Raw genomic sequence first — 18,612 nt, forward strand, 5'->3', positions numbered from 1 at the left:
TTGATTATTATCTGGAATGATCTGACCCTTCACTCTGAGCGAATTTTAAATAAACCGTTGTCCCCTTTCCCGTTTCACTCTCAGTTTCGATGTCGCATTGAATGGCGTGCGCCAGGTCTTTGACGATGTGCGAACCGAAGCCATGCTTTGTGCTGGTGACGGTTTCATTCTTAAACATGTTGGCCAGGGCTTCGGCACTCATGCCGGGTCCGTTGTCGGCAATGGATAGCACCAGGTTGTTTTCGGTTTGCCAGGCTTTCCACTCCACTTTTGCGTGGGTTGTTGCGTGGAGCGCAGTCACGGCGTTGTTGGTGATGTTATAGAGAATGGCGCGCACAAAATTTTCGTCGGCATACACCTCAAGGTTTTCGGGGTTGGTCAGCAACAGGGCAATGTGGTCGGGTGCGCCTACGGCTTCTTTGGTTTGTTGAAACAACTGGTCTATGGCGATGTGTTTTGGTGCGGGGTGGAATTGGTCCATTTGTGATTTGCTCCACAACAGCATGTCTTCCATGTTGTCGAGAAGGGTTTCGGCGGCGTCCACAATTTTCTGGCGGTGCAGCTGCACTTGTTGTGGGGTGAGCATGTCGGGTGCTTCTTTTTGCAAGTGAAGGAAGCTGATGAGGCGGGCAATGGGACCGCGCAGATCGTGGCTGAGGATGGCGAAGAACTTTGCTTTGGTTTTGTTGGCTTCGTCGAGCGCGTGGTTGGTGGTCTGGAGTTTTTCGTTGGCCACCTTTCGCATCCGGTTTTGGCGGTAGAGCAAGAGCCCGGTCACGGCCAGAAAGGCCAGCCCGGCCAGCAGTGTGATTTGTTGTTGGCGTTGGGTTGCCAGCGTTTGTTTGTTCAATTCTATTTCCTTGTCGCGCAGGGCCACTTCGCGCTGGCCTTCCACGGCGGCAATTTTATTTTTGTTTTCCTGCGAGTAGAGCGAATCGCGGAGGTGGTGATAAAGTTTGAAATTCAGAAAGGCATTCTTGTGATCGCCCTTCAGCGCCTGCAATTCGGCGAGGTCGCCATAGAAAATATATTCGGTATCCTTGTCGCCAATTTCGCGGCACGCCTCAAGGGCATGCTGGATATAGGTCTCGCCCACGTTGAGCAACGCCTGGTTGCTGGTGGGAATCTGGTGTTTGTTCCTGAACGCAAGCGACAACGTGTCGCCCGACTTCACCATGTCTACAAACACCTGCCCGAGCTGCCCTTCGGTGATGGCCACATAGGGCGAATGGCTGCTCACGGTCAAATATATTTTCCGGGCACGGTCCAGGTATTCAAGACTCAGCCTGTAGTTCTTTCTGAACAACTTGCCCAGACTGGAACATACATTGGCCTGCCCCATTTTGTTTCCCAACTGGTCGAACAGCGCCAGGGCTTTCAAATTGTAGGTGGCCGCGTTGGCAGAGTCGCCCATGTGCGAATAGGTGTCGCCGATGTTGTAGAGCTCGTTGGCGATGCTGGTTTTGTTTTTGGCGAGCTCTTTTTTTGCCAGGGCTTTGAACGAATAGTCGAGTGACTTTTCATAGTCGCGCTGCAAATAATAGATCACCGAAATGGCCGACAAACAAATGGCCACTTCCCAATGGTTGTCGGGCAAGGTTTCCTGAATCTGCAGGGCTTGAAAATAATACTGTATGGCCTGTGGAAAATCGCTGGTGCGTTCATAGGATTGCCCGAGCGCGTATAGCGACATACCCTCCCCTCTTTTGTAGGCGATGGACTGATAGGTTGCTATCGCATCCTTCAAATAACCGACAGCCTTCTCCGGACTTCCGTTAAAATTATAGACGTTGCCAAAAGCAAGCTTCGCATCGGCAATGCCCCGCTGCCATTTCATTTTTGTGGACAACTGCATCACGCTGTCGGCATAGTGCAATGCCTGATCCTGGTCGATGTCGATGTAGAGGTCCGACAGGCGGGAATACAATTTCGCTTTGAGGGTGTCGTTGTGTGTGGCCTTCAATTTCGTCTCCAACGAATCTACCAACCGTTGCCCGTGCTGCGACTTTGCCGGGGCAAACAGAAACAACGCGAACGCAACCAGAACAACTCCTCTCATATGGCCTACGGTTGACGCCTGGATGAATTTGAAAACAAGGGCAACGCGTCTTTATAGCTCCTGCCCACGGGAAGTCTGTGCTCGTTGATCTCCACATGCGACGTGGTGACTTTGCTCACAAACTCCTTCTGCACAGCATAGCTCCGGTGAATGCGGACAAACGCGTCGAAAGGTTTTTCTTTGATGAGGTTGCCCAACGCGGAGAGCACACAATATTTTCGCTCGGCTGTGACAATGCGGGTGTAGTCTTTCAGCGCTTCGAGATAAAGCACATTGTGCAGTTGAATTTTTATCTGGCTGTGTCCTTCCTTAATGAAGATGGCATCGCCGCCCAACGCGGTGTCTACCAGCGTGGCTTTGTCTTTCAGGTCCAGGTATTGTTGCACCCGTTCCACCACGCGCTCAAACCGGTCGGCCTTTACGGGCTTCACCAAAAAATCGAGCGCTTCTTTTTCGAAGGCTTCCACGGCATATTCGGGAAAGGCGGTAATGAAAATGCAGACCGGCACATGTTTCAACTTTTCGCGAAGCTCCAGGCCCGAAACGTGTGGCATGTCGATGTCGAGAAAAAGCACATCGGGTGTGAGATGCTGCATGGCATTCAACACGGCCTCGGCGCCGGCAAACACACCGTCCACTTTCAGGATGGGATGCTTGCGAATGAAAGACAGCGTGGTGAGGCGGTCCACTTCATCGTCGTCTGCCACAATACAGGAAATGGGTGCTCGCATCGTTTGTCGCCGGGGGTCAGGGATATCAAAAATAACCTTTTTGGATGTAATTCTGTCGTTCGTCTAGTTAAACTGTTGTTGGGCTATTGGTTGAAAAAATCTGCCGGTGTGGAAATAGTTTCGACTTTCATTTCCCCTCTCCGTATGAAACATCCAACCCAATCCTTCTCTTATGCCACAGCCGTTGTGTCGGTGCTGATACTCGCTGCGTTGTTTTCGTGCAACAATCCGGAAGACCCTTCCGACAAACCTACCGAAATAGCGGTGCTCGAAATTCTGCCCGAGAGCGGACCCAAAAACACCGTGGTCAAAATTGTAGGCAAAGGGTTTGGCCTGGTTCCCGCCGACCATGTGGTGACCCTGAATGGAAAACCGTGCGCGGTCACCGACGCCTTTGCCGAAATGTTAACCATCACCATTCCTCCCGGCGCCGGTTCGGGAAAGATCAGGATTGAAATTCACGGCAAGGAAATTTTCACACCGGTGTTTCACTACATCAACACCGAAGTGAATGTGATCACCGTGGCCGGTGGCGAAGAAGGTTTCAAAGACGGCAACGGCACGGCCGCACAATTTAAAACACCCGTGGCCGTGACCGTAGACACACTCGGCAACATTTATGTAGTGGACCAGGGCAATCATAAAATCCGAAAGATCAACACCGAAGGTCTTGTCTCCACCTTTGCCGGAAGCGGCCGCGGCTATGCCGATGGCGCCGCGCTGAGCGCGCAATTCAACCTGCCTTCGGGCATTGCCATCGATGCCAACCAAACGTTGTATGTGTGCGACTCTTACAACGACAAGATCAGGAAGATCACCGCGCAGGGTGTGGTGAGCACCGTGGCCGGAAGCTCAACAGGCTATCAGGATGGCAGTCGCGATGAAGCCAAGTTCGACATCCCTTATGGCATTGCCGTGAACACACGCGGCGATGTGTTTGTGGGCGACTACCTCAACAACCGCATCCGCAAAATTGCCACCGATGGAACGGTGACCACCTTTGCAGGCAAAGGAAACTTCCAGAACAACGGCGGCGCATTTGCCGACGGTGTGGGAACAGAAGCCTATTTCTATTATCCCACCGGACTAACCATCGGCACAAACGACACGCTGTTTGTGGCCGACCAATTTAATCACCGCATCCGCCGCATCAGTCCCGCGCGCGAAGTCACAACCCTTGCCGGAAGCGGCCCGGTGGGAAGCTTCAACAACGGCTACGCCGATGGTCCCGCAGAAACATCGCGGTTTGCTTATCCCACCGGGCTTTGTTTCAATCCGCGCGACAGCACCATGGTGGTGGCCGATGCGGGCAACAACCGCATACGCATCATCAACAGCGAAGGCGTGATCACACTCACCGGCAACTATGGCTATGCCGATGGCCCCAGTGCCGAAGCCAAATTCAATTCGCCCACCAGTGTGGCCGTTGACCGCGACGGCAACATTGTGGTGGCCGACTCACAAAATCATCGCATCCGCAAAATCGTGTTCGAATAAAATAACCACAACAACGCTATGAAATCAAACGCTATATTTTTGATCGTGTCTCTTGTGCTGGGGGCCGTGTTTTTTCAACACTGCCAAAGCACCGACAACGAACCCCAGAAAGTTGATCCCACCTTTGTTATCACAGGCATCAATCCCGAAACCGGCACAGCGGGCACTGCTGTAGTAATTGCCGGCACCGGTTTCAGCGCCACGGCAACCGACAACCTCGTGACGTTGAATGGCAAGGCTTGCGTGGTCACCGTCGCCACGGCCGAGCAACTAACCATCACCATTCCACCGGATGCCGGAACCGGAAAAATAAAAGTTGCGCTCAACGGCAAAGAGGCCGAAAGCAACGTGTTCACCTACACCACATCCTCGGCATCGTCGGCGTGTGCGCTCGATGTTTCTTTTGATGCCGATGGATCGGTCGCCACCGACATTGCGGCGGGCGAACCTGGAAGTTTTCGGTTTGTGAATAGCAACGCTATTCAGCCGGATGGAAAAATACTGGTGATTGGCGAATCGATACAGGCCAATGGCGACAGACCTTTTGTGGTGTTGCGCTACAATGCCGATGGATCGCCCGACAATTCGTGGGGTGGCGATGGTCAGGTATTGACGGGATTGCCGGCCGACTATGACTATGCCAATGCAAAGGCCATCGTTGTTCAACCCGACAACAAGGTGGTGGTGGTGGGCGAAGTGAAATATGGCAACGCCAGCGACATGATGATTGTGCGCTACCAAACCGATGGAACGCTCGACAACTCCTTCGACGGCGATGGCATTCTGGTGCATGCGCCGTCGGTGCCCGACTACAGCACGTCGGCCGCCCTGGGCGTGGCACTGCAAAGCGACAACAAGATTGTTGTGGCGGGCGTGTATCAACAGTATAATCTTAAAGCGCAGGCCGCGGTTTTGCGTCTTCTCCCCAACGGTTCGCCCGACAACACATTCGACAGCGACGGCCGCAAGGATCTGAATTTTGGCGACACCGAAACAAGCAATGTGCTTAACGATGTGAAACTGCAACCCGATGGAAAGATCGTGGTGTCGGGTTCTGCCGAAACAAACTTTGTTTCCGTTTTTGCACTGGCGCGCCTCACCACCAACGGCGCGCTCGACGCCGCCTTTGGCGCGGGAGGCAGCGGGAAACAAACGACTAAAATTTTCACCACGGAAAACAGATCCTATTCAAGCCTCATACAACCCGACGGCAAGATTCTGTTGGCCGGCTACATTCGCGGCGATGGCTCTGTGTCGTCTATCGGTGCCATGGTGCGCTACAACGCCGATGGATCGAAAGACGAATCGTTTGGCTCATTCGGACACGTGGGCTACATCACCGACGTGACCATCGGAGTTATTCAGGATTTTGTGCGCATGAACGACGGCAAGCTCATTATTTGCGCCGGCTGGTATGTGGCACGCCTCAATGCCAACGGCACACCCGACAACAGCTTCTGCGACGGAAACTACATCTTTAAAATTGCCGACAAAAACGCATCGCTTCAAACGCTGTCGTTGCAAACCGACAATGCCCTGGTGGCTTCGGGCTTGCACCTGCGCGAAGAGGCCGACGGCAAACGATATTATACATACTACACCGCGCGGTATATGAATGCCAAAAACTAACTGCCCCGCTTCGTTGGCACGCCTTGACGTTGACTTCGGAAGAAGCATGGGGCGTGAGGCCGACATTAGAATGTGGTTAAATTTTCTCTTATCGTTTTCTAATCTGGTTGCGGTTGAAGTCTTCCAGCGTGCAGGCGGATAATGTTGTCGGCCAAAACTGATTGCAGGTGCTGTTTGATTTTTTCAGGCAAGCACCTGCAATCACTTGTTTTTACCGTCTCTTTAGATTTCACTACCATCGCTTCACCTTCTTTGAATGCTTGTTCGCGTTCGAAGGATTGTTCCCGGTCACGATTGCCTTCCCGCCCTGCAATATCTATTGACGCGACACACCACGTTGGTAAAACAAATTGCGCCCTTTGCCGTTTAGGTAGTAATACTATCATTTTCAATGGCAATACTTACTCTCCAGCTGAATAGCAACCTTTTTCTGCGTGATCCCCAAAACACAGCGCTAGGCCAAAAAATTATTTCGCAAAGCGTGGAGATGATTCATGAGTTGGGATTTGAATTGTTCACGTTCAAAAAACTGGCCGAGCAAATCGACTCGACCGAAGCCTCGGTGTACCGGTATTTTGAAAACAAACACCGGCTCTTGCTCTATCTCATTGATTTATATTGGACATGGCTGGAGTATCGGCTGGCGTTTGAGATCAACAACGTGACCGACGCCAAGGAACGACTTCGAAAATGCCTCACGCTGTTGACGCAGGAAAGCAAGTCTGTGATTCAACTCGACTTTGTGAAGGAAGAAATTCTGCGGCAGATTGTTATGACGGAATTTGAAAAGACGTATTTAACCAAGCAAGTGGACGCCGACAACAAAGAGGGACTGTTTTTGCCCTATAAGACCATTTGTAAAAAAATTGCCACCATTCTCCAGGACATAAACCCGAACTACCCCTTTCCACATTCGCTGGCGAGCACGGCGTTGCTGGCACTCACGCATCAGATTTATTATGCCCAGCACCTCCCGTCTTTGTCGGACATTAAATATGATCCGAAGAAAAACAACAAAAAGCTTTATGAATTTCTCGAAGGATTTCTGCTTCATTCAATCCGAAAATAACGTATGACCAACGATCAAATAGTCCGCATCCTGCGCGAGGCCGCCCTGGCTTTGAAACATGATTTTGATGCCGCCAGCCTGCGCTTCGTCGACATCAACAACCGCAGCTATGTTCTCACCGACTTCCCGGAATTTAAACGCGACCTTCTGGAGGCGGGGAGCAAAATCCGGATGTTGTTCCTGGAATACTCCCAGGAGGCCGCGTCGTTTCAGGAATTCCTGAACCAGGAAGACAGCCCCCTGTTGTTGTTTCAAAAAACAGGCGATGTGCTGGAGCCCGTGCTGCTCACGCCCGGCAAACGCAAAGACAGACGCGCCATTCACATCACAGAAAGTACGGCCCTTGAAAAGGATTTTGATTTCACGCCCACAGCACAATCCTGGCTCACCAACGAACAAGGGCAAATTATCTTTTTTGTGGTGGTGGCCTATCAGAACCTGGTGAGCGAATATGACTTCGATCAATCTTCGAAGGGCGAAAGCCTGACCCCTGTGCGAAGATTGCTGCGCCTCATGTCTACCGAACGGAAAGACATTCTCTACATTTTGTTTTATGCCATCATCATCGGGTTGACGGGCCTGATCTTGCCCCTCGGAATTCAATCGACCGTTGAACTCATTTCGGGTGGTGTTGTGTTCAGCTCCGTCTATGTGCTCATTGCCATGGTTATTGTGGGTGTGCTCGCCGCCGGTGGTCTTCAAATTATGCAGATTAGCCTGGTGGAATATTTGCAGCAACGCGTCTTCACCAAGGCCGCGCTCGAATTCTCCTTCCGCATTCCCAGGATACGCATCGAATCGATCCTGAATAGCTATGCACCCGAACTTGTGAACCGCTTTTTCGACATTCTCACCATCCAGAAAGGATTGCCAAAACTGCTCATCGACCTGTCGTCGGGCACCATCCAGATTTTGTTTGGTTTGATACTGCTGTCGCTCTACCATCCGTTCTTTGTTTTCTTCAGCCTTATCCTGGTCGCGACATTGGTTATTATATTTTATCTGACGGGTGCCAAAGGACTTGACTCGTCTATCCAGGAATCGAAATACAAATACAAAGTGGCGCAATGGCTGGAGGAACTGGCGCGTGCGCTCAATTCTTTCAAGCTCGCGGGAACAACCGATCTTCCCATTAAGAAGACGGACTATAACGTGAACAACTATCTGAAATACCGGAAGATTCACTTCCGGACCTTGATCACGCAGTTTTCCTTCATCCTTCTTTTCAAAGCAGCCGTGACCGGCGGCCTGCTCATTATGGGAACCATACTGGTTATTGACCGGGAAATAACACTGGGACAATTTGTGGCCTCGGAGGTCATCATTATCCTTATCCTGAATGCCGTCGAAAAAATTATCATGTATATGGACGTGGTCTATGATCTGCTTACGGCCGTTGACAAAATTGCGCAGGTAACCGACCTGCCGCTGGAGAAAGTAGGGGGCATTGACTTTCCAAAATCGTTGTGGCAATCCGGATACTCGATCGCCACAAAAGATTTGCGCTATAAATATCCCAACGCCAAAGACTACATTCTGAAGGGCGTGAACCTGGACATAAAAGCCGGCGAGCGCATTTGCATTACCGGTTCGGGAGGATCGGGAAAAACAACATTAACCAACATTCTCACCGGCATGCATCCGGGCTTCGACGGCATTGTGACCATTAACAACTATTCTATCCGCGATCTTGACCTGGCACACTTGCGCGACAAGATTGCCAAGAACATTTCGCCGGAAGATATTTTTGATGGAACGATCTATGAAAACATTACCGTTGGCAAACCCATGGAAAGTGTTGAAGACGCCATTGAGGCGATGCAAAAAGTAGGACTTGCCGATCAGCTCAACGCATTGCCCGAAGGCCTCAGCACACCCTTGCTGAGCGGCGGCAAAGGCATGTCTTCGTCTATGATCCAGAAAATGATATTGGCCCGCTGCCTGGCAAAAAAACCAGGACTGTTGATTTTGAACGACTTCTTCAGCGGATTGAAAAAGGAAAACAAGCTGGCTCTGGTAAACGTGGTGATCTCCAGCGAAAACCCCTGGACACTGATCGCGGTCTCTAACGACCCCATTGTGATGGCCGCCTGCGATCGCGTCATTGTTTTGCAAAACGGCATCGTGGCCCAACAAGGAACCTTCGAAGACTTAGTGAAACTCGGCACCCTCAATACCTACATCGATTAAAAAATCTCTGCGCCATGCTCAAGCTTTCTTCACACTCCATCGATAAAATGATTTCGCAGGACAAGCTCTATTCGCTGCGGGCTCTCAAGACACCCAAGGCCGGAAAGATTCTGGCCCGCTGGCTCTTTGCCCTCTGCATCATATTCCTGATCTTTTTGTTCTTGCCCTGGCAACAAAACATTCGCGGCACAGGAAAAGTAACAGCCCTGAATCCCATGAACCGGCCGCAGACCATTGAAGCCGTGATTGCCGGGCAGATCCGGAAATGGCATGTGCACGAAGGCCAGCCCGTGAAAAAAGGCGACACCATTGTGACCATAAGCGAAGTGAAAGAAAAATATTTCGATCCTGAGCTTCTGCTTCGCCTGCGCGAACAAATCAACGCCAAAGAAAGCAGCCTCAATTCGAAAGATCAGAAATCGAAGGCATTGACGCGGCAGATCAAAGCCCTTCGCGAGGGCATGCAAAACAAAATTGATCAGACCCTGGCCAAACTGGAAGCCGAGAAATTCAAGTTCAAGAATGCCGAAAATCTCTACCAGCGGAACAAAAAATTGTATGACGCCGGAAACATACCCCTCACCAAGTTTCAGGACATAGAATACAAATATCAGGGTGCGCAGGCCGACCTCACAAACGCCACGATCGAGCTCGATAGAATAGAAGCAGAATATCTCGACAAGATCAGCAAGGCAGAATCGGATTTGAGCAACACCCTCGCCGAAATTTTTGATGGCCAGGGCGACCTGGCCAAGTACCGGAACGAATTTGCCAACACAAAAATACGCACCAGTCAATACCAGATCCTGGCGCCACAAGATGGCACCGTGGTGAAGGCCATGAAAGCCGGTTTGGGCGAGACCATAAAAGAAGGCGATCCGGTTTGCACGATCATGCCCGTGGCCAGCGACGTGGCCGTGGAACTTTATGTGAAAGCCATGGACGTGCCCTTGCTGAGCAAAGGAAGAAAAGCCAGGATACATTTTGACGGATGGCCTGCACTTCAGTTTTCGGGTTGGCCAAGCGTTTCTGTCGGAACCTTCGGCGGCACCGTGGAAGTGATCGATTATGTGAACTCCAAACCCGGCGAGTTCAGGGTGCTGGTGATACCCGACACAGGCGACCAACCCTGGCCAAAGCAACTCCGGAATGGCTCGGGCATTAAAGGATGGGTGATGCTCGACGATGTGCCCGTGTGGTATGAAATCTGGCGACAGCTGAACGGATTCCCGCCCAGCCTTTACGAAGAACCTTTAGACGAAGTGACGAAGCAGAAAACAGACAAGCAGGCTTCCAAAAAATAAAACAAGGATGAACATGCCACGCATACACGTTTGCTTGCCCGCCGCGCTTTTGGTGCTGATGGTGTTGGTGATGCACCAACACACAAAAGCCCAGTCGGCCATGACGCCCATTTTCGCGCTGAGCGATAGCACCCCTACGCTCACGCTCGACCAGTTCTATAAAATCATTTTGCAGAACCACCCCGTGGTGAGGCAAGCCGAATTGCTCGACGACGTGGCGCAGCAAGAACTGAGGCTGGCGCGCGGAAGTTTTGATCCCAAGGTGGTGTCGAGCTTCGACCACAAAGAGTTTCAAGACAAAACTTATTATAGCAAGCTCGACGCCTACCTGGCATTTCCCACCTGGTTTCCCGTAAATCCAAAACTGGGCTATCAACGTGCCACCGGCGACCTGGTGAACAACGAAGATGTTATTTCGGGTGGCGAACAACTCTATGCCGGCGTGGCCATTCCCATTGGCAAAGGCCTCTTCACCGACGAACGCCGAACGGCCGTGCGACAAGCCCAGGCGTTTACCAGCATCACCACTGCCGAACAAGTGAAGATCATCAACAAGATTTTGCTGGAGGCCGCCAAAACGTACTGGCAATGGTATTATGCCTACTACCAGTACAGGCTTTCGAGCCAGTCGGTTGCCATTGCCAGCGAAATATTTTCGCGCATCAAACTAAACATGCAGCAGGGCGAAGCCGCCATGATCGACACCATCCAGGCAAAAATAACGCTTCAGTCCAGGCTGGTGGAGCGGCAGGAGGCATGGCTCGGTTTTCAAAACATGGGCATCACCCTCTCGAACTATATGTGGAACGAACAGGCCGAAGCCTTGCAGCTGGGCACCGCCGTGGCGCCCGTGATGACCAACGGCGATCAAACCTTTCTGAGCACCGAGCTCTTGCAAGACCTGGTGATGAAGGCCAAAGAAAATCACCCGGAACTGGTAAAGCTCTCCCTGAAACTCGATCAGCTGGAATGGGAAAGAAAACTGGCCCGCGAATTTCTGAAACCACAGCTCGACCTCAACTATTCCATGCTCAGCCAACCCACGGCACCCCACCGCGTGGATCCGTTGAACGACTACAAGATCGGGCTGGATTTTTCATTCCCCATTTTCCTGCGCAAGGAACGCTCGAAGGTGGCGCTCACCAAACTGAAGATAGACAACACACAGTATCAGCAAAAACAATCGGAGCGCGAAATTGTGAACGAAATAAACACAACCTTCAACGAGCTTCAGAACACGATCGTGATCCTGAAACAACAGCAGGAAGTTGTTGAGCTTTATGACCGTCTTTTGAAATCCGAACTCCTGAACCTGGAGAATGGCGAGAGCGACTTGTTCAAAATCAACATTCAGCAGGAGAAGCTGCTGCTCTCGCAGTCGAAACTGCTGAAACTCACAGCCGACTTGCAGAAACAAAAGGCGTTGCTGTATTGGTCGGCCGGCATTCGGAACTTAAACTCGCAGCCCGATTAAATCCGGCAGTCGGCGCTTAAGAAATTCTCGGCTACCTGGATATGCCCGCGTTGTTTATCCGGATCAAAATTGTCGAATGTTTTTACCAGCATACCGATTCGGGGATTGCCCGAAAAAAACTGACGCTGCTTGTTCATGAATCGCCAGAAAAGTCCATCCCAGACAGATTGCCAGGGGCCCTTCTGGTAGTCGCTCATTTTCAGAACATAGTTGCTCCCGCTGATGTAGGGCTTTGTGGCCAGCAGTCCTCCATCGGCAAACTGACTCATGCCATACACGTTGGGAACCATTACCCAATCGTAGGCATCTATGAACATTTCCATAAACCATCGGTACACCTCGTCGGGATCGAACTCACAAAGCAACATGAAGTTGCCCAGAATCATGAGGCGCTCGATGTGATGGCAATAGCCGGTATCCAGAACTTTCCGAATGGTATTGTCCACGGGCTCGATGCCGGTTGTGCCCTGCCAAAAAGCCAGCGGTATCTTTCTGGTAAAACCCCAGAAATTACGCGTTCGCATGGGGCCGCCTTTGTGTTCATACACACCGCGAACAAACTCTCTCCATCCGATCAGCTGCCTCACAAAGCCTTCGCATGAATTTAATGGAACATTGTTTTCGCGCGCAAAGCGCAAGGTCGTATCCAGCACATAGCGCGGACTGAGAAGCCCCGTGTTTAACATCGGCGTCAGCACACTATGGTGAAGAACGTGTTCGCTGCGCACGATGGCATCTTCATAAGGCCCAAAAGAAGAAAAGCGCGTTTCCAGAAATTTCTCAAACCATGTTCTGGCATGGTCGTGTGTTACAGGGTAGGGAATTATGTCGGTGACACGCCCATAGTGATGGCTGAATTTCTGGCGCACATATTCATCCGCTTCCTGTGCGTGCGCGGATGCGGGAAAAGATGCAATACGGGGAGGTGTTTTTCCTTTGGGATACTTCAGCCGGTTCTCGGCATCGAACGACCATTTGCCACCCAACGGTTTGCCATTGGTGTCGAGCAACACCTGCAGGCGTTTCCGTTGGTGGATATAGAAATCGTTCTGAAGATAGTTTTCTCTTTTGTCAAAATATGATCTGAGCACTTCCGGTTCGGTCAGGAACAATGGCGTTGCTCGTCTGGTGAGTTTCACCGACACCGCCGCTGCACCCTGGGCGATTCGTTTCTCCAGCCAATAGTCTGTGGTGTCGCAGTATTGTATTTCGGTTACGCCAACATTGAACAAGTGCGGAATCAGCAAACGGATATCGGCGATAGCCTGATGGCTCTCTACATAGACCACACGGTGACCCAGGTTCAGGAGCCGCGCTTGAAAGGCCTTCATGCTGGCCCGATGAAAATGTATTTTCTGTTGATGAAAGCGATACTGACTGAAGAACAGAAACTCTTCAACCAGGTAGACCACAATTCCTTTTTGCAAGACGGGACTGTCTTCAACCAGCTGATGCGGAAAAATCAGGGATGCACTGCTCAAGCGTCTTTTGCTGGCTTACGATTCCGGCACCGATCACTACAATATTTCACGTCTCCCCAATTCCGTTCCCACTTTTTGCGCCACGCAAAGGGATGCCCGCAGACCAGGCAAATCTTCTCGGGCAGAAATTGTTTTTTTACGCCACGCATAGACTGTAAAACAGCAATGCTGGATTTTTGTTTTACAGGAAATGAGGGCGAACCAATAGACGCTGTCCAATTCCTGGATCACCGAAACAAGGTTGTCGTCAACGTCCACCGCGTTGTCAACGCCCAGCGAATAGTCGGTCCACGTGTGGGTTTTCAGGTTGTAGCTTTTCAGATAGCTGCCGCTAAACCACAGGTTGTCGTTGTTGTCGGGAAGAATGCGAAAAGTGACCTGATCTTCAAACCCCGGCACGCGCACAAAAACATCGCGCTGCCGGTCATAGCGGTGAAGCCCACCGTTTTGCGTGCTCACCCACAAGGTATGTTCGCGGTCTTCAAAAACATGCTGAATATAGTCGCGCGCCAGCGAGTGCGGATTGGCCGGATCGTGCCGATAGACTTTGATCTGATAGCCGTTGAACCGGTTCAACCCATTCTCCGTGCCCACCCAAAGGTAGCCCTCATGGTCGCGCACCAGCGTGCTGACGGTGACGGAGGAGAGGCCCGACTCGGCAGACATGCGTGAGAAGACGGGGCGGCGTTCTTGTGCTTTTGTGAGGGTGGATGGGGCGAGTGAAAAAAGCATGATGAACAGACACAGGCGGGTGTGTTTGGCTTTGTCTGTGGTGTTTTCGAGCTTTTGGTGGAGCGCCATTGTTGCAATTTACCCTATTGTGGTGGATAATGGCAAACGCGGAAATGGGGTGGAAATGGTTTGTCCTTATTGCTTTCGAAGCACCCGCGTGTTAGCAGCCAAGTAATACGCTGGGGAACCTAAGCGCAACCTATCTCTCCAAATGCAACAAGCCGTTGACTTGGGTGACAATTTCGCAGGAAGGCGTTTGCATATGAGGTTAACGCGCTTTAATGCAAGGCTTCGCATCCTCTTCGAGCATCTGAAACGAAAACCTTCTTGCGCATTAGCCATCCCTTCGATATTAAATAATGGTAGGAGGCACATTTGCACTACCTGAAGCGCTGGGGGACGACTGAGAGGGCGCTGTCTTTTTTCCTCTCACGTTATTAAGATCATTGGTCAACCAGTGTTCATCACTCCAATTTCCATTTTTCAAATAGTGGCTAAACTCATTCACAGCGAATTTAACCGCAACGAAAAGAGGGCGAAGGCGAACTAAGTCAAGTTCCCCATTCACATCAACTACAAAAATATCATCATTCTCATTACCGATATCTAAGAACCGATTCAAAGGTAGTGTGTTGTCATGAGTGGCGGGAGATCTGTACTTAGTATAAAATTCATAGATAATTTTGGCACTAATCTTGAATTTAAACAATTTATCATGATTGAGAATCAAGAAGTGATCTGCCACGGTTTGAATTTTTCGTTCCTCGCCGTCTACCCTTATCATAGCTGAGGTATTGTGAAAATATGCGCCCATTGAATCAATCATTGAGCACAACAAGATAAACGCTGGTGAACCTAAACAGCCAATGCCGAAACTCCCCCAATCAGCTTCGTCGGATTTTTCGAATTTAATACAATATTCAACTGCAACTAAATCTTCTTTTAATGATTCAATTGTATGTTTTTTAACATCAGAATGAATTGCCATAGTCGTTACAATCTAAAGGTTTCTATTAAGAACATATCTCGATACTTCTTTCAGTTCGTTCATGTTTAGCCTCCATTACCTTAGACTGTCGTCTAATAAAATATGCAAAACTAAGAATCGCGGATTTAGTCAAAATCATAAGCAATTTAGTCTTGGCTATCAATTCCTCTCTAGAAATACTCACATCGCTGTAAAAATCATTCTTAGATTTGCGTTGGCGTTTTTCCCTTACAAAGAGCAACTTATGCTCCATGGCGTTTCTAATAGCCTTAAATGACTTTAATGCCGAATAGTCCGTTCTATCGAGGTCTCGTGCTAAACTGTAGAGACTAATTAAATACATATTCCCACGAAAATCACTCTCACTGAATTCATACAGATCCCACATATTTAAAAAATACACTTTAGTGCTCTTATTTTGTTTCAAGACACTTTCAATATCAATTTCCATTCCCTCAAATATGCCGTAACAGATTTGATCGAGAATACTATAACATATCTTAAATGCATTTTTTAGATGAGCATCTCTATACAAGCTCAACGCATCGGCTTTATTTTTTCTCCTATGGTTATCTGGCATTGCAACTGCTGTTTCGCTATGAAACAAGCTAAATCTTCCCAATGCAAAATCAGAAACAATAACCTTAAGTACTTCTTCAAATTTCTTCACCCATTCAATATGGGTATGAACATGTGCTGTTCGAATTTCCAAGGAATCACCGATTCCCCTCCGACATGTGCAGAAAAAGGAGTGTTCGTTAACAAACAATTCATTATCCCGACAGTAGACTAAATACTTATTCTTAACACCCTTCTCATTGGCAATGTTTTTCTGATGTTTTCGCAACACCTCTACCGATAGCTTAGCAAACGCAATGTCATTCAAACATCTGTCCAGAATGGGGGCAAGGTGTGCCTTTTGTCCTCGGACTGCCTTCGGATTATCTATTGCATTTCTACAACAATCAATAATTTTCAATAGTAGTTGACCATTATAATTCAAGCAACTTTTATCTTTCAAGGCATCAAGAGTCATCGCCACCAAATAATCGTAATTGGGGTCCGCACTACTACTCAACTTAAGAAGTCTTAAGTAAAACAAAGGTTCAAACCACCTAGAAAGATGCATAAAGCACGCAGACAGCAGAACCAAGCAATAATTAAAGTCACCCTCACTGAGCTTGTTCTTGCGCTCGACAGCTTGCGCATATACCTTAAGCAAATGAAACTTTGCCTTTCTTATCATTTCGAAATTCTCTACAGAAAACCATCCATCATTTTCTTCGTTTTTTAGACCATAGTATTTCAAAAAAACTTCAGCATAAACCAACGATGCTCGCAGAGGTTCCTTATTGAAAAGTTTTACCTTTAATTTAGGGTCATGAAAATTAGAAATGATATTATCGAATGTATCTTTGCTTTTGAAGGTTTCTGCGTAATGACTTAATGTTAAAAAGAATTCCAAATGCATATACAAGCGAAAACGCTCGTCTTTAACATAGTGAAAACTTGAAAGCATAAAATTATTTATTACAAGCTTTACATCGTCTCTTTTCACATTTTCATGACTAATCATGGTTCGAATCAATCTTACATGAAAGTCAAACCGCTCTTTCAAATTGACCATATTGAAGAATTTCTCGTCTATCACAAATAGACCTTCAAAATCCTTTGGATCGTTATCTTTATTCATCTAATAAAATCAAAACTCTAAATAGCCAATAAAAACTTCACTTTGAATCGAATTGATTCCAGGTGGGCTAGCGATCAGATTGGATCAGGTGGGGCAAGGAACCTTCACTAAAGTAAATACTTCCAACAACGTATACAACTCCCAAAACAAAAATCCCTTCAGTACATATAGTCCACCCCACCCGTAGACCGTAAATACAACCACTTCGAATAAGGCAGCTCCAAAATCACTTTGCTTTCCAGCACAGCATTCACTGTCGTGTCCATAGCAGCACGCGTGAAAGTGTTCACGGTTCTGTCGCTGTCGGAAATCATGCCGTCGGTGGAGGTGATGAAGGGCATGGCGAGGCCGGCGCGGAAGTAGAGAATGGTGGCGCCGGGGTGGGCAACCTGGGTGGTGGTGGCGCGAGTGGGTTTCACCAGGAAGATGCCACAGCAGAAGTAGAAAAGCACGAGCGCTGCAAACACCATGATGGAAGTGCTGACCGATTGGGACATAGGTTTTGTTTTTGTGAACACCATCACGCCGGGGTCAGTGAGTGATGGTGGAGTGAAAGATAAGAAGGCGCGCGCAAAGTTCATTGCCTGGTTTTCCAGGCATGGGTCAACTTTTTTTCGGGTGGTTTTTGCGGCGGTCGCGTTCGGCCAGGAGGGCGCGATACACTTTCAGGGCTTGCTTCATGACCGACTTGCCGTTGTCGATAATTTTCTTGCTGCGTTTTTCCATGAGGGTGATGTAGAACTCAATCGACTCTTCCTTGTCCACATCGAGGCCCACCCGGGCGAGAATGAGTTTGTCGAGGTTGGGCTGATAGAAGCAACCGTCTATGCCGAGCTTGGCCAGCACACCAAAGAACTTGTAGCTTTTCAACTCCTCGCGAATGAGGTAGAGGGTGATGTCAACCTTGTTGGTGAGTTGCACGAAGGGGTATTTTTGATGTTTAAGTTTCATAACGGAAAAGTTTTTGATTTCACTAAAACAAGTTAAAAGCATATAAATAAGCAACTTTTTAATAATAATTATATGCATACACACCGTATTTAGAATCTTTCACAATGCTATTGAAAGAAAATATGCTGATTATATTACATCAATTAGTGCTTTAAAAGCAATTTTTCAGATGGCAAAAGCAAAACCACAATACAATCGGATAAAGGCCGTGTTAGCAGAACAAAACACAACGAGTCTATGGCTTGCCGATCATCTGGGCATGAACAGGTCTACCGTTTCGAAGTGGTGCACAAATGAAATGCAGCCCACCGTGAAAAGCCTTTTCAAAATTGCCAAAGCCCTGGACGTTGACGTTCGTGAACTTCTCGTTTCAAATAAAGGCTAATACGTCACCGTCACTCAACACAAAGTCTCCGAGGCGGAAGACTTCACTACGACCCCAAACCTTTTCAAAATAGCCAAAGCCCCGAACGTTGACGTTCGCGAACTTCTCGTTTCAAATAAAGGCTAAAACGTCACCATCACTCGTCCGGCACTCCCCACACAACACCGCCAAATCGCCGGGTTCCACCCGGCGATTTAAAAACGCACCCTCACGCCATTCGTGCCACAGCACAAACCACCTCGATCTGCAAACTACGTTGGCACCCGAAGTGCACCTTGCATCGAGCGATGCACCTGTGCACCATGAACCCGACTGCACCGAGCAAACGCGTGCGTGGTGCACTGAAATTCATAACATCTGCAATCGCCGGGTGGAACCCGGCGATTTGCGAATGATGATATGTGATTTAGATTTGGCGGCCAATGATAT

15 protein-coding genes and 3 pseudogenes are annotated in these 18,612 nt (G+C 49.1%); 8 read left to right on the forward strand and 10 right to left on the reverse strand.

The genetic code is table 11. The features are described 5' to 3' along the window. Nucleotides 1–7: 7 nt before the first annotated feature. On the reverse strand, nucleotides 8–2,059 hold the full coding sequence (locus tag JI741_RS01830; RefSeq protein WP_202006896.1) for a tetratricopeptide repeat-containing sensor histidine kinase: 2,052 nt from the start codon (nucleotides 2,057–2,059) through the stop codon (nucleotides 8–10). A 5-nt stretch (nucleotides 2,060–2,064) separates the two neighbouring features. Beyond that, nucleotides 2,065–2,790 carry a LytR/AlgR family response regulator transcription factor gene (locus JI741_RS01835; RefSeq protein ID WP_202006897.1) on the reverse strand — a complete coding sequence of 242 codons (726 nt, stop codon included), beginning with the start codon at nucleotides 2,788–2,790 and terminating at the stop codon, nucleotides 2,065–2,067. Between the two features lie 144 nt (nucleotides 2,791–2,934). Between JI741_RS01835 and JI741_RS01840 the strand changes: the two genes are divergently transcribed. Together JI741_RS01840 and JI741_RS01845 are read left to right on the forward strand one after the other, a co-directional pair. Then, nucleotides 2,935–4,287 carry an IPT/TIG domain-containing protein gene (locus tag JI741_RS01840; RefSeq protein ID WP_202006898.1) on the forward strand — a complete coding sequence of 451 codons (1,353 nt, stop codon included), beginning with the start codon at nucleotides 2,935–2,937 and terminating at the stop codon, nucleotides 4,285–4,287. Between the two features lie 18 nt (nucleotides 4,288–4,305). Further along, nucleotides 4,306–5,916 (forward strand): IPT/TIG domain-containing protein, encoded by a 1,611-nt coding sequence (locus JI741_RS01845; RefSeq protein WP_202006899.1) that lies wholly within the window; start codon nucleotides 4,306–4,308, stop codon nucleotides 5,914–5,916. Nucleotides 5,917–6,014: 98 nt separating this feature from the next. On the opposite strand, the gene JI741_RS01850 is transcribed toward JI741_RS01845, so the two are convergent. Next, nucleotides 6,015–6,302, reverse strand: a complete 288-nt coding sequence (locus JI741_RS01850) for a hypothetical protein (protein WP_202006900.1) — start codon at nucleotides 6,300–6,302, stop codon at nucleotides 6,015–6,017. A gap of 5 nt (nucleotides 6,303–6,307) precedes the next feature. Between JI741_RS01850 and JI741_RS01855 the strand changes: the two genes are divergently transcribed. The 5 genes and pseudogenes from JI741_RS01855 (at nucleotide 6,308) to JI741_RS01870 (ending at nucleotide 11,953) form a co-directional block, all read left to right on the forward strand. After that, on the forward strand, nucleotides 6,308–6,985 hold the full coding sequence (locus JI741_RS01855) for a TetR/AcrR family transcriptional regulator (RefSeq protein WP_202006901.1): 678 nt from the start codon (nucleotides 6,308–6,310) through the stop codon (nucleotides 6,983–6,985). Nucleotides 6,986–7,498: 513 nt separating this feature from the next. Further along, nucleotides 7,499–8,317: pseudogene (locus tag JI741_RS33225) on the forward strand (ABC transporter transmembrane domain-containing protein); the annotation flags it as partial. A 264-nt stretch (nucleotides 8,318–8,581) separates the two neighbouring features. Continuing rightward, a pseudogene (locus JI741_RS33230) lies at nucleotides 8,582–9,175 on the forward strand (ATP-binding cassette domain-containing protein); the annotation flags it as partial. 14 nt (nucleotides 9,176–9,189) lie between these two features. Further along, the gene (locus tag JI741_RS01865) at nucleotides 9,190–10,479 is read left to right on the forward strand and encodes an HlyD family secretion protein (protein ID WP_202006903.1); all 1,290 of its coding nucleotides are present in this window, start codon (nucleotides 9,190–9,192) and stop codon (nucleotides 10,477–10,479) included. A 13-nt stretch (nucleotides 10,480–10,492) separates the two neighbouring features. After that, a complete protein-coding gene (locus JI741_RS01870; RefSeq protein ID WP_202006904.1) occupies nucleotides 10,493–11,953 on the forward strand; it encodes a TolC family protein in 1,461 nt (486 codons plus the stop codon). On the opposite strand, the gene JI741_RS01875 is transcribed toward JI741_RS01870, so the two are convergent. The 7 genes and pseudogenes from JI741_RS01875 to JI741_RS01900 form a co-directional block, all read right to left on the reverse strand. Then, nucleotides 11,950–13,434, reverse strand: coding sequence for a cryptochrome/photolyase family protein (locus tag JI741_RS01875; protein ID WP_202006905.1), 1,485 nt, complete (start codon nucleotides 13,432–13,434; stop codon nucleotides 11,950–11,952). The genes JI741_RS01870 and JI741_RS01875 overlap by 4 nt on opposite strands. Continuing rightward, nucleotides 13,431–13,583: a DUF2256 domain-containing protein gene (locus JI741_RS01880; RefSeq protein ID WP_202006906.1), complete on the reverse strand. Its 153-nt coding sequence runs from the start codon at nucleotides 13,581–13,583 to the stop codon at nucleotides 13,431–13,433. The genes JI741_RS01875 and JI741_RS01880 overlap by 4 nt, the downstream gene beginning before the upstream one ends. Nucleotides 13,584–14,022: 439 nt before the next feature. Next, nucleotides 14,023–14,235: pseudogene (locus JI741_RS32995) on the reverse strand (hypothetical protein); the annotation flags it as partial. Nucleotides 14,236–14,518: 283 nt separating this feature from the next. Next, complete coding sequence (locus JI741_RS01885; protein ID WP_202006907.1) at nucleotides 14,519–15,154, reverse strand: hypothetical protein; 636 nt, start codon at nucleotides 15,152–15,154, stop codon at nucleotides 14,519–14,521. Between the two features lie 25 nt (nucleotides 15,155–15,179). Further along, nucleotides 15,180–16,847, reverse strand: a complete 1,668-nt coding sequence (locus JI741_RS01890; protein ID WP_202006908.1) for an LA2681 family HEPN domain-containing protein — start codon at nucleotides 16,845–16,847, stop codon at nucleotides 15,180–15,182. A 158-nt stretch (nucleotides 16,848–17,005) separates the two neighbouring features. Beyond that, nucleotides 17,006–17,344 (reverse strand): hypothetical protein, encoded by a 339-nt coding sequence (locus JI741_RS01895; RefSeq protein WP_202006909.1) that lies wholly within the window; start codon nucleotides 17,342–17,344, stop codon nucleotides 17,006–17,008. A 106-nt stretch (nucleotides 17,345–17,450) separates the two neighbouring features. Further along, nucleotides 17,451–17,798, reverse strand: a complete 348-nt coding sequence (locus JI741_RS01900; protein ID WP_202006910.1) for a hypothetical protein — start codon at nucleotides 17,796–17,798, stop codon at nucleotides 17,451–17,453. A 169-nt stretch (nucleotides 17,799–17,967) separates the two neighbouring features. Between JI741_RS01900 and JI741_RS01905 the strand changes: the two genes are divergently transcribed. Continuing rightward, nucleotides 17,968–18,183: a helix-turn-helix transcriptional regulator gene (locus JI741_RS01905; RefSeq protein WP_202006911.1), complete on the forward strand. Its 216-nt coding sequence runs from the start codon at nucleotides 17,968–17,970 to the stop codon at nucleotides 18,181–18,183. Nucleotides 18,184–18,612 lie beyond the last annotated feature (429 nt).

This window comes from Chryseolinea lacunae, from assembly GCF_016735595.1.
Taxonomy (GTDB): Bacteria; Bacteroidota; Bacteroidia; order Cytophagales; family Cyclobacteriaceae; genus Chryseolinea; species Chryseolinea lacunae.